At 69.6% G+C, this 12,741-nt stretch carries 6 protein-coding genes and 1 pseudogene; 4 read left to right on the top strand and 3 right to left on the bottom strand.

From position 1 onward, the window contains the following. Positions 1-62 precede the first annotated feature (62 nt). Positions 63-2,486, top strand: a complete 2,424-nt coding sequence (locus QOL88_RS35565) for a SpoIIE family protein phosphatase (protein ID WP_097223333.1) — start codon at positions 63-65, stop codon at positions 2,484-2,486. Between the two features lie 746 nt (positions 2,487-3,232). Then, positions 3,233-4,747: a glycoside hydrolase family 43 protein gene (locus QOL88_RS35560; protein ID WP_257027978.1), complete on the top strand. Its 1,515-nt coding sequence runs from the start codon at positions 3,233-3,235 to the stop codon at positions 4,745-4,747. Between the two features lie 267 nt (positions 4,748-5,014). Here the strand turns inward: QOL88_RS35560 and QOL88_RS35555 are convergent, their stop codons facing one another. Then, the gene (locus QOL88_RS35555; RefSeq protein WP_373559362.1) at positions 5,015-6,613 is read right to left on the bottom strand and encodes a glycoside hydrolase family 27 protein; all 1,599 of its coding nucleotides are present in this window, start codon (positions 6,611-6,613) and stop codon (positions 5,015-5,017) included. Between the two features lie 546 nt (positions 6,614-7,159). Here QOL88_RS35555 and QOL88_RS35550 point away from each other — a divergent pair. Next, positions 7,160-9,121 carry a glycoside hydrolase gene (locus QOL88_RS35550; protein WP_257028103.1) on the top strand — a complete coding sequence of 654 codons (1,962 nt, stop codon included), beginning with the start codon at positions 7,160-7,162 and terminating at the stop codon, positions 9,119-9,121. 180 nt (positions 9,122-9,301) lie between these two features. Here the strand turns inward: QOL88_RS35550 and QOL88_RS35545 are convergent, their stop codons facing one another. Next, positions 9,302-10,315, bottom strand: coding sequence for a LacI family DNA-binding transcriptional regulator (locus QOL88_RS35545; RefSeq protein WP_179879049.1), 1,014 nt, complete (start codon positions 10,313-10,315; stop codon positions 9,302-9,304). A 366-nt stretch (positions 10,316-10,681) separates the two neighbouring features. Here QOL88_RS35545 and QOL88_RS35540 point away from each other — a divergent pair, with 366 nt between their 5' ends. Continuing rightward, positions 10,682-11,647, top strand: coding sequence for a glycoside hydrolase family 6 protein (locus QOL88_RS35540; protein WP_097222328.1), 966 nt, complete (start codon positions 10,682-10,684; stop codon positions 11,645-11,647). Between the two features lie 684 nt (positions 11,648-12,331). Here the strand turns inward: QOL88_RS35540 and QOL88_RS35535 are convergent. Next, a pseudogene (locus QOL88_RS35535) lies at positions 12,332-12,679 on the bottom strand (sugar hydrolase); the annotation flags it as partial. Positions 12,680-12,741: the final 62 nt, after the last annotated feature.

The raw sequence follows: 12,741 nt of genomic DNA, 5'->3' as shown, positions 1-12,741 counted from the left end.
GCTGCGGCTGGAAACCGGCCCTGACAGGCACGGCTGTCCGGACGGAGGCGAGGCCCGTGGACATGGCCGGCAAGCAGGAGGCCCGCGCTGCCGTGCTCGTGGTGGGGCCGGACGGCGTGGTGAGCGGCTGGAGCGAGAACGGACGGCTACTGCTGGGCTGGGCGGCCGAAGACGCCGTGGGGCGCCCGGTGACCGACCTGCTGGCCGCTCCCCCACCACCCGGCTTCCCCGAGAACTCCGGCAGCGGCCCCGACCACGCGGAGCTGATCCCCCTGCGCCACCGGGACGGTTCCACGGTCGACGCCCTGGTGTCGGCTCATCCGCTGTTCGGCGCCGACGGCCGGGTGCTGGGCCACGCGATGACCGTCCACCGCTGGGAACGCCGCCCGGTGATCGCCGACCTGGCCTTCGAACAGTGCCCCTTCGCTCTGGGCGTCTACGACCCTGAGCTGCGGTTTCTGTGGGTCAACGCCTCCGCGTGCCGGGTGATGGCGCACTCGGAGGAGCAAGTGCTCGACGAGAAGTACCGCGAGCTGTTCCCCGAACTGGACGACAAGGCGTACACCGACCAGCTCTCCGAGGTGGCGAGGACGGGTGAGCCCGCGCGTCTCATCACCGTCTTCCGTCCGCTCGGCAGCGACTACGCCAATGCCTGGGCGACCAGCATGTGGCCCGTACGGGATGCTGAGGGCAGGGTTCGCGCGGTCGCCAACTGGGGATTCGACATGAGCGCCGAGTACTGGGCCCGGCAGCGCCTGCTCATCCTCAACGAGGCGAGCGGTGGCATCGGCCGGACACTCGACGTGCTGGGCACCGCCCGGGAACTGGCCAGGGCCCCGGTCCCGGGATTCGCCGACCTCGTCACCGTCGACCTCTTCGACGAGGTGCTGCGAGGAGAAGAACCACCCCTGCCCCCCGCTTCCGGCGAAGCCGTCGCGCTCCGTCGTGCCGCCCGGCACGGCGCTGAGCACGCCACCGACCGGGACCCCGGCCACCCTGCCCCGGTGCGTCACGCTCCCGATTCCGTCGCCGCCCGTTGCATGGCCACCGGCACGTCCACGGTTCAGCTCGCGGCCGAGCCCGGCCCTGGCGGCGAATGGGCCTTCGGGCCCGGGCTCGCCGCAGACCCCGCGCACTGGCCGCCGGGCAATCCGTTGATCGACGAGTCCCTCGCCGCACAAGGGACGACCGGCCGGATCACCGTGCCGCTCCGGGCGCGCGGCGCGCTGCTCGGCGTGGTCGCGTTCTCCCGCAGCGACCGGCCCGAGGCCTTCACGGCCGACGACCTGATCCTCGCCGAAGAGCTCACCGCCAAGGCGGCCGTCGCCATCGACAACGCCCGTCGGTATTCACGCGAGCGCACGACCGCGCTGACCCTGCAGCGCAGCCTGCTGCTGCAGCGGCTGCCGGTCCAGGAGGCGCTCGAGGTGGCATCCCGCTACCTGCCAGCCGGGACCGGCTCGGAAGTGGGCGGTGACTGGTTCGACGTCATTCCGCTCTCCGGTGCCCGGGTCGCCCTGGTCGTCGGCGACGTAGTCGGTCACGGCCTGCATGCCTCCGCCGGCATGGGCCGGCTGCGCACGGCGGTCCGCACGCTCGCCGACGTGGATCTGCCACCGGACGAGTTGCTGACCCACCTGGACGATCTGGTCATCCACCTCGCCAGCGATCTTCAGCCCGCCGGCCACTTCCAGCCGACCGGCGAGTTCGGCGCCACCTGTCTTTACACCGTCTACGACCCGGTCTCCCGCCGCTTCACCCTGGCGAGCGCAGGTCATCCGCTGCCGCTGGTCATCTCCTCGGACGGCACCAGGACGCCGGTTCCCGCACAGCCGGGACCACCGCTCGGCATCGGCGGGCTGCCGTTCGAGGCGGTCGAGCTCGAGCTGCCCGAGGGCAGCCTGCTCGCCCTCTACACCGACGGACTGGTGGCGAGCCGTGAGCGCGAAGCCGACCAGGGGGTCGCCGCGCTGCTGCGTGTCCTGAACCAGTCGGCCACCTCGATGGAGGGCCTCTGTGACACGGTCATGGACGCCATGCTTGTCGAACGCCGCACCGACGACGCCGCCCTGCTGCTCGCTCGCACCCGCGCGCTGGATCCCGAGCATGTCGCCGACTGGGACGTCCTGCCCGACCCCGCACAGGTGCCGCGCGCCAGGAAGTTCGCCCTCGCCCAGCTGGAGGCCTGGGGCCTGGAGGAGGCGTCGTTCGTCACCGAACTGGTTGTCAGCGAACTGGTCACCAACGCCATCAGATACGGCGAGCCCCCGATCATGCTGCGGCTGATTCGCGACACCTCCCTGATCTGCGAGGTCTCCGACGCCAGCAACACCGCCCCGCACCTGCGCCGGGCACGCGCCTTCGACGAAGGCGGCCGGGGTCTGCTGCTCGTCGCCCAGCTCAGCCAGGGTTGGGGCGCCCGGCACACCACCGACGGCAAGACGATCTGGTGCGCACAGACCCTCGCCGAGCCCCCATCGCCATGAGATCCGCACCTGGCGGGCCATCATCCTGCTCTCGGTGAGCACGGGCGCCGGCGCCCTGCGTTGCTCCTCGACCTCCTCCGGTGCCCACTGATGTGGCGGGCGCGATCAGCACGGGTCGAACTCAGCAGTCAGACATGGAATGTTGCCAGGCCGGCTTCAGAGGCGGAGAGAACGTCCCACTGGCCTTCGGAACAGCGCCGATGGGACGCAACGGCGAAGAACTCGCCCTCAGGTCCACGCGAGTGTCGAAGCGCTTCGACGATCATGCACCCCGACGGACTGTCGATGAGCCAGCAGAGGAGGGTATGTCGTGGTCGGACCCCTTGTTCAACAAGGAAAATGCCCGTTAACTGGCGCCTGGCAGTGAAGCGCTTCGACAGCAAGTGAAGGGCCGACATGACCAAGGAACAAGGGACCTTCCACTGGGGGCATGAGGCACTTCACCTCGAGCTCGCGCTCCATGACGACGGCAACCCCCGCCTCACACATCTCGGACCGCCTTGCGGAGCGCAGAGGGCCTGGATCGCCCTGGCCCCCAACTGCGGGGCACCACACCCCGTGTCAACGTGCTCTACCCCTCGGGCAGCCCAGCCTTTTCCGCCTGGCTCCCCGAGACGACCGGGTTGAGCCCGGCCCTGCCCACCGCGCCGTCCGCCGTCCTGCTCCGCATGCCCGCCCCCCACGGCCGCCGGCGCTCCCTGAACGACCCCACGCTCGCATCACGAATCGACGAGAGGACCTATCGGGTGCCCCCTCTGCGCCGGCCGGACGGACGCGTCGCCAACCCCGTGATCCCCGGCTTCCACCCCGACCCGAGCGTCTGCCGCGTCGGCGACGACTATTACCTGGCCTGCTCCAGCTTCGAGTACTTCCCCGGGGTGCCGCTCTTCCACAGCCGCGACCTGGTGCACTGGACGCAGATCGGCAACGCCCTGGACCGGCCGGAGCAACTGCGTCTGCCCGCCTCCATGGCCTCCTCCGGCGGGATCTACGCCCCGACCCTGCGCCACCACGAAGGCCGCTTCTGGCTGATCGTCACCAACTGCAGCGAGGGCGGCGGCAACCTGATCGTCACGGCCACCGACCCGGCCGGACCGTGGTCGGACCCCATCTGGGCGCCGGGTGTTCCCGGCATCGATCCCGACCTCGTCTGGGACGAGGACGGCACCTGTTGGTGCACGGTCGCCGGGGTCTCACAGGTCCGTATCGACCCGTCCACCGGGCAGACGTACGGAACACCGCACAGGCTCTGGTCCGGCGGGCCCGGCGCCAAGGCCCCGGAGGCGCCGCACCTGTACCGGCTCGGCGACTACTGGTACCTGCTCATCGCCGAGGGCGGTACCGAGCGCGGCCACGGTGTCTCGATCGCCCGCGGCCGTACACCCGCCGGCCCGTTCGAACCGTGCCCGGCCAACCCGATCCTCACCCATCGCGGCACCGACCACCCCGTCCAGAACACCGGGCACGCCGACCTGGTCCAAGGCCCGGACGGCTCCTGGTGGATGGTGCTGCTCGGCGTCCGGCCGGGCGGCGGCACGCCGGGCTGGCACGTGCTCGGCAGGGAGACCTTCCTGGCCCCCGTGACCTGGGTGGACGACTGGCCGGTCGTCGGCGCGGTCGCCCCGGACCTGCCCGAACTCCCGTGGCCGCTCTCCCCCGGCCCCGTCGAGGAGCACCGGGACGACTTCGAGCTCGCCGAACTGCGACCGTCCTGGATCTCCCTGCGCGACCGGCCCGCCGCACTCTGCACCACCAAGGAGCGCCCTGGATGGCTGACGCTCCGCGCGCGGGGCGGCTCCCTGGACGAGCCCGACGTGGTGTTCACCGGCCGGCGCCAGCAGCATCTGTCGTGCCGGGCGCGCACGCTGGTCGATGCGGCGGAGGGGAGCGGTGGCCTCGCCGTCAGGCTCGACGAGCGGCACCACTACGCGGTCGAGGTGTGCGGCACCCAGGTGCGGGTGGTCGCGCGCGTCGGCTCCCTGCGCACAGTCGTGGCCGCACGGCCTGTGCCCGCCGGGCCGGTGGTCCTCGCCGTCACGATCACGGAACCGCCGTCACCGCACGGGCCGTGCACGGGCCCCGACGTCGTCACCCTCGGCTTCGAGCAGCCCGACGGCACGTTCACCGAGTTCGCGCCCCTCGACGGCCGCTACCTGTCGACCGAGGTCGCCGGCGGCTTCACCGGTCGGGTCATCGGCATGTACGCCGCGGCAGGCACCGTCCACTTCGACTGGTTCGACTACGAGCCCCTCGACGGCTGAGTCAGGGTCCCTCCCTGCGCTGACAGGCACTCAGGACGCTCAGCCGGGTGGTTACGGCAGTGGTGGCCGGCGGTGGCGCCTGGTCGCTGTCCCGCCCCCGGACCGGAGCATCCGCACCACCGGCCGAAAGGCGTGACTCATGAAGGACATACGGAATCCTGACCGGCCGGCCCCGGTCCTGGTTGCCCACCTCCCGAGCAACCAGGACACGGGCGTTTCTCCGGACCGCCGACTCCCCTTCTCCGGGCCGCGGGGTTGCCACGTCCCTCACGCGCGGTTCCACTTCTGACCGGCCTGGCCGTTGCAGGTCCACAGGACCAGCGGGGTTCCGTTGGTGGTGCCGGCCCGGTCGACATCGAGGCACAGCCCGGCGTGGACATTGCGGATCGAGCCGTCGGAGCCGACGGTCCACTTCTGGTTGTCCTGGCCATTGCAGGGCCAGGTGATCACACGGGTGCCGTTGACGGTGCCCCGGTCGTAGGCGTCCAGACACTTGTCGCCGAAGACGCGGATCTCGCCACCGGCCCACGTGGTCCACAGTTGGTTGGCGGCCGTGTGGCAGTCCCAGATCAGTACCGTGGCCCCGGCCGTGGTGGAGGCGTTGTCCACGTCCAGGCAGCGGCCGGACCCGTTGCCGCGCAGCCGCGAGGTGGTGGCGGCGAGCGGGCTGCCACCGCTCACCCGGAACACGGCCACGCCGTGCGCGGGGACGCTCGCCGAGATCTGCCCGGACGTGCTGGACGTGCCGCCGGTCCACAGGTCCGTCAGGGTGAACGGACCGCCGGACAGCCCGACTTGCGCAGCCGTGGTGGTGACCGTCGCCGTGCCGCTTCCCCGGTTGAACAGGCCCACCGCGATCGAGCCGTCGGACAACGGCTTGGCGAACACCTCGGTGCCGCCGTCGTCACGCACCCTGCGCCCACCCGCGCCCAGCGGGTCCTGGTTCACAGCCAGCAGACGGGGGTTGCGCAGGATCGCGCTCACGTCGGCGGACATGGTGCGGATGTCGTTGCCGGCCATGAGCGGTGCGCCCAGCAACGCCCAGAGGCCGAAGTGCGAGCGGGACTCGGTCAGTGACAGGCCGGGCCGGCCGACGACCAGCATGTCGGGGTCGTTCCAGTGTCCTGGCCCCGACTGCGCCGCCAGCGGCGCGGTGACGTCCAGGACGTTGCCGACGCCCATCGGGTAGCTGTTGGTGTTGCCGTTCTGCCAGATGTCGAGCAGGTCCTCGGTCGTCCGCCACAGGTCGGCGACCTCACCCCAGTTGTATGCGGCGCCGGTGATGGCGTGGAGGCTGTTGGGGTTGATGCTGTAGACGATCGGCCGCCCGGTGGCGCGCAGGGCGTCGCGCATCAGCGTGAAACGCGCGACCTGCTCGTCACGGGTGCCGCTGGAGGAGCACCAGTCGTACTTGAGGTAGTCGACGCCCCATGAGGCGAACGTGGCGGCGTCCTGAGCCTCGTGCCCCCTGCTGCCCGTGGATCCCGGGTAACCGCCGGTGGCCTGCGCGCAGGTGCGCTCGCCCGGCACCTGGTAGATGCCGAACTTCAGGCCCTTGCTGTGGATGTAGTCCCCGAGCGACTTCATCCCACTCGGAAACTTGCCCGCATTGGCCCGCAGGTTGCCCGCCGCGTCTCGCTGTGGGTCGAACCAGCAGTCGTCGACCACCACATAGCGGTAGCCGGCGTCCCGCATGCCCGATGACACCATCGCGTCGGCGGCCTGACGAACCTGGGTTTCGGTGATCCCGCACCCGAAGCTGTTCCAGCTGTTCCAGCCCAAGGGTGGAGTGAGCGCCGGGCTGCCGGGCGCGGCGGAGGCGGTGGAGTGAGCGGAGGCCGTCACGGACGCCGTGACCGTCAACATGGCCGCGAGGAGGCGGAGCAGTCGTCTTCCAGACCGTATGGGCACCGGGGGCTCCTTTCCCGGAAGGGGCGTGGTGTCATATTCATGACATCACTGGGGTGGGGACGGGGGGTTCGCAATTTCGACTGCCGTTCGGAAACATCAGGCCTCTCGGATACTAGGGAGGCGTCCGAGCATGTCAACACCAGCCGCCCTCCGGTTCCTCACTCGCGTTCAGCGAGGCACGAATGCGCCCGAATGTTTCGTTGGCTCAAACGAATCATGCGAGACGTATTGACGGCATCGACCAGCCTCCTACCATCCAGAATGCTCGACGAGTCGGTTGCGCGTTCGAAATCACGAACATAGATGGGATCACTCCGATCCCTTCGCACCGCACGAACGGGGGGCGGCGTAAGGAGAACCTCCCTCATGAATATGTCATGACCTCGTCATCTCACGAGACACGCCGTGCGTCGACCCCCACGCAGGCGCTCGGCGGCACGGTCCGCGTCTTGGCGGTTCGAGCTGTCGACGCCCGGATCCGGCCCCACCGACCGCACCCCCATCGGCGCCCTGGTGACACCCGGTGCCGCGACAGCCGTACCCGACGCCGCCCGGGCGTCCACTCTCGGGGCCCAAGCGGCCCAGTCCGGACGGTACTTCGGGACCGCTGTGGCCGCCGGAAGGCTCGGCGACGGCACGTACACCAACATCCTGGACCGCGAGTTCAACTCGGTCACACCCGAGAACGAGATGAAGTGGGACGCGACCGAGCGATCCCGCGGCTCGTTCACCTTCGGGCCCGCCGACCAGATCGTCAACCGCGCGACGGCCCGCGGTCAGCGCGTCCGCGGCCACACCCTGGTATGGCACTCCCAACTGCCCGGCTGGGTCAGCTCCATCAGGGACGCGAACACGCTGCGCAGCGTGATGAACAACCACATCACCACGGTGATGAACCGCTACAAGGGCCGGATCCACTCCTGGGACGTCGTCAACGAGGCCTTCGCCGACGGCGGCAGCGGCCAAATGCGCAGCTCGGTCTTCCGGGACGTCCTCGGCACCGGCTTCCTCGAGCAGGCCTTCCGCACCGCGCGATCGGCCGACCCGGCGGCCAAGCTCTGCTACAACGACTACAACATCGAGAACTGGAGCGACGCCAAGACCCAGGGCGTCTACCGGATGGTGCGCGACTTCAAGGCGCGCGGCGTGCCCATCGACTGCGTGGGCCTCCAGGCCCACTTCGGCGCAGGCGGCCCGCCCGCCGGCTTCCAGACGACGCTGTCGAACTTCGCAGCCCTCGGCGTCGACGTGCAGATCACCGAACTGGACATCGCGCAGGCGCCTCCGAACGCGTACGCGAACACCGTCAGGGCCTGTATGAACGTGGGGCGCTGCACCGGCATCACCGTCTGGGGCATCCGCGACAGCGACTCCTGGCGCAGCCAGGAGAACCCCCTGCTGTTCGACCGCAACGGGAACAAGAAGGCGGCCTACCAGTCAGCGCTCACCTCGATGGGCGGCTCGGCCGCGGTGAAGCAAGCTGACACCCGTTCGCCCCGGTCCGCCGCCGCGCTGCCCTCCCGCTTCTCCTGGAGCTCCAGCGGCACGCTGATATCGCCGAAGTCGGACGCCACCCACAACATCGCCGGCATCAAGGATCCGACGGTCGTCCAGTACAACGGCAAGTACCACGTGTTCGCCAGTACCGCGAGCTCCTCCGGGTACAACCTGGTCTACCTGAACTTCAGCGACTGGTCGCAGGCCGGCTCGGCCACACACCACTACCTCGACCGCAGCGCCATCGGGAAGGGTTACCGAGCCGCGCCGCAGGTCTTCTACTACGCGCCGCAACGCCTGTGGTACCTCGTGTACCAGACCGGCAACGCCTCGTACTCGACGAACCCCGACATCAGCAACCCGAACGGGTGGAGCGCGCCGCGCAACTTCTATTCGTCGATGCCGGACATCATCAAGCAGAACATCGGCAACGGCTACTGGGTCGACATGTGGGTGATCTGCGACAGCGCCAACTGCTACCTGTTCTCCTCCGACGACAACGGGCACCTGTACCGCTCTCAGACGAGCGTCGGTCAGTTCCCGAACGGCTTCACGAACACCGTCATCGCGGCCCGGGACTCCAAGTACGCCCTCTTCGAGGCGAGCAACGTGTACAGGGTGCAGGGCTCCAACCAGTACCTGCTCCTCGTCGAGGCCATAGGATCGGACGGCCGACGCTACTTCCGCTCCTGGACCACGACCAGCCTCGCCGGTTCCTGGACCCCGCTGGCCGCGTCCGAGAGCAACCCGTTCGCCAGGGCGAACAACGTCACCTTCCCGTCAGGAGCCTGGACCAGGGACATCAGCCACGGCGAGATGATCCGTGCCGGTTACGACCAGACACTCACCATCCCCGCCTGCCGGCTCCAGTACCTCTACCAAGGCATGAACCCCAATGCCGGCGGTGACTACAACACCCTGCCGTGGCGGCTGGGCCTGCTCACCCAGACGAATCCCACCTGCTGACCCTGTGAGCCCCGCCGCTCGTGCGGGGCTCACGTCAGACGGCGTCACCTTCCGACCAGCCCCACCTGGAGGCGCTTCCCTCGGACGCCATGCGGTACTTGCCATCGCGTGAGGACGTGCGGGAGTGCGCGGCGGCCGGCCGGGGCCGGCCTCACCGTCACGTCCGTCAGCGCGGACCGGTCAGGCGCTTGAGCGGATGACCAGCCGTGTGGGCAGGATCAACGGGGTGGGGTCCTGTCCGTCGATGAGTGTGACGAGCATGCGCGCCATCTCCCGTCCGAGCGCCGTTATGGGCTGATGCACGGTGGTGAGGGGCGGATCGGCGACCTGGGCAACGGTCAGGTCGTCGAAGCCCACCACGGCGACATCGGCAGGGACCGCCCGGCCGGACGCACGCAACGTGCGCAGCGCCCCCGCCGCCATGTTGTCGTTGGCGGCGAACACCCCGTCCAGGTCGGGATGTTCGGCCAGCAGTGCGGCCATGGCGGCCGCACCGCTGGGCTCGGTGAAGTCTCCCTCTTGCGGCGGCAACGGATCGAGGCCGGCCGCCAACAAGGCGTCCCGGTGGCCGCGGTACCGGGCGCGCCCGGCCTCGGTGTCCAGACGCCCGCAGATAGCAGCCACGCGAGCCCGGCCGAGCGAGACCAGGTACTCGGTGGCCTCCCGCGCTCCGCCGACGTTGTCGACGTCCACATACCACCGGGGAGCCGAACCGACCGGGCGCCCTCCGAACACGACGGGCATCTCCGCCTCCTGGGCCACACGGGTCAGCGGATCGTTCTCGCGCAGCGCCATCAGCATGACGCCGTCGGCCCCCCTGGACCGGAAGAGCTCCTCCACCCGCCTGCGGCCCCGGCCGGAAGCGGCCAGACACAGCATCAGATGCAGGTCGGCCTCCTCCAGAGCCTGCGAGGCCCCCACGATCACCTGGGCGTAGAACGGATCCGCGAAGATCGACGGATCCTCTCCCGAGACGACCAGGGCGGCGGCTCCCGTCTGACGCGTGGCCAGCGCACGGGCGGTTGGATTGGGCACATAGCCGAGTTGCCGGGCAGCCCGTTCGACCGCCTCACGTTTGGAACGGCTCACGTGAGGAGCGTTGTTGAGCGCACGGGAGGCCACGGAACGGGAAACACCGGCGCGTTCGGCCACCTCGACGAGCGTCGGCTGCCGACGCGGCGCACCTTCTGCCATGAACCACGAGCCTTTCCCTCACGACTGGACGGGAAGCGTCTCACCCCGGGTCGTGGCAGTGCCAGCCACCTGAAGGACGCGCAGGGCAGGCAGAGAGTTCTCGCCGCCCTACGGCTGGGACCGCTTCCAGTTTCGGAAACCCCCGGAGGCTGGTTCCCGCCTCTGCGCGTCGAGTTGCGCATCTGCTCTTGACAGCTCAACTACCCCGCCACACCATACCGAGCACACACCCCAACGATGTCCGGTGCTGTTGGGAGCGCTTCCAATGGGAGCGCTCCCAAAGCAGGCGTACCACCGCTCTCGCTCAGGTCGCACGCTCGGGACCAGAGGTGCGACACACCCCTGCCAGGAAGTTGAGGTTCAGTCATGCGCCGCCGACTCCGCGCCTTGGCCGTAGCACTCTTCACTGCGCCGCTGGCGCTCACCGTCGCACCGTCCGCGCACGCGGCCGACCCGACGACCATGACCAGTGGGTTCTATGTGGACCCCGACTCCAGCCCGAAGAGGTGGGCGGCGGCCAACCACGGTGACGGCCGAGCCGCCGCCATCAACGCCTCCATCGCCAACACCCCGATGGCCCGCTGGTTCGGCTCCTGGAGCGGCTCCATCGGTACCGCCACGGGAGCGTACGCAGGAGCGGCGGACCGAATCGACAAGCTGCCCGTCCTCGTCGCCTACAACATCTACAACCGCGACTACTGCGGCGGGCACTCCGCAGGCGGAGCCGCCTCGCCGTCCGCCTACGCCGACTGGATCGCCCAGTTCGCCGGCGGTATCGCCGGCCGCCCGGCCGTGGTCATCCTCGAACCGGACTCCCTCGGGGACTACGGCTGCATGACCCAGGCACAGATCGACGAACGCGAGGGCATGCTCACGGGGGCCCTCGCCAAGTTCAGCCGCCAAGCCCCCAACACCTGGGTCTACATGGACTCCGGCAATCCGCGCTGGGCCGACGCGGCGACCATGGCCCGGCGCCTGCACGAGGCCGGCCTCCGACAGGCCCACGGCTTCTCGCTCAACATCTCCAACTACATCACCACCGCCGAGAACACCGCCTATGGCAACGCCGTCAACCGTGAACTGAGCTCCCGATACGGCTACACCAAGCCGTTCGTCGTGGACACGAGTCGCAACGGCAACGGCTCCAACAACCAGTGGTGCAACCCCTCAGGCCGTCGTATCGGCACCCCCACACAGGTGGGCGGCGGCGCCGAGATGCTCTTGTGGATCAAGACACCGGGCGAGTCCGACGGCAACTGCGGCGTCGGAAGCGGTTCCTCGGCCGGCCAGTTCCTCCCCGAGGTCGCCTACAAGATGATCTACGGCTACTGATCCCAGACGCCCCTGGCCCGGTACGTCCCCGACCGGGCCACGGGCGTCGCGCCGCGCACGACAGAATCCGCCGTCACCCCCTCCCGCAAATCCGCGGAGGGCACGCCCCCGCCCCGGCATACCCGTGGCTCGGGCAGGATCTGGCACCGTCGGCCAGGAGGCGGAGCGCGGCGAGGGCGGCGAGGGCGGCAGGGCCGCGTGGACAGGGAGATCGGGGTGTCGATGGACCGTTCCGGTTCGAGGTAGCCGAGTTCGCGACCGGTGTGCCAGAACCTGCACCGCAGCCGCTCGGTGTCCTCCACCTCCATCGCGGTGCCGGCGACGTGGTGGTGTGGGGAGGGGCCTTGTTCTTCTTCGCGAACAGCGGCACCTGCTTCGTCACCGTCGAGGCGTAGGCGTCGAATGCCCGGCTGACGGAACATCCCGGCTACCCGCGCTTGAAGGTGTTCGCACCGCGAACTGGCCGGACTCGCCGACGGCCGGCCAGCACGCCGGGCTGCGCCCCTACGCGCCCACCTACCCCACACCGGACCGCGCAGTCCGAGGCGGACTTCCTGCACACTGGTCCCCGACAACGGGAGCGCTCAATCGGCGAAGCCGTGGGGCCCGGCCGTACTCGCCCGAGAGTGTGAGCACTACCAGTACCGGACCGTCACCCACGAAGAGATCGACCGAGCGTGTCTTCGGGGACCTGAGGTTCAGGCCCACGCGGGTCGTCGCGGGCGCGCATCGCGCGGACCTCCGTGGAGGCGGCCTCGCCGGCCCATCGTACGAGATCGGTGTTCCAGGTCGCACCGAGGCCGACCGCCTCGGCGAGAACGGTGGCCTGGCCCATCCAGGCGACGCGATGCAGGGCCTCCTGGCCGGAGTGGAAGGCCGCGATGCGCAGGTACTCGACGGCGGGCGTGAACTGATGCAGGCATCCCATCCCTTCGTCGCGGGTGAGCCGCGACAGAAGGTCGTCGATGCGCTTCGGGAAAGCCAGCTGTGAGCACGGAACGGCGGTGGTGTCTGCGCCGTGTGTGCTGACACATGGGATTACCTTGAGGTATAGCGGAGAGTGCTTTCGAAGCGCTTCGATGGCTGCCAGGGCA

The organism is Streptomyces sp. Ag82_O1-12, assembly GCF_900182715.1.
Lineage (GTDB): Bacteria > Actinomycetota > Actinomycetes > Streptomycetales > Streptomycetaceae > Streptomyces > Streptomyces massasporeus.
Note: the sequence above shows the minus strand (reverse complement) of the source record. Positions and strands in the feature narration are given on the sequence as shown.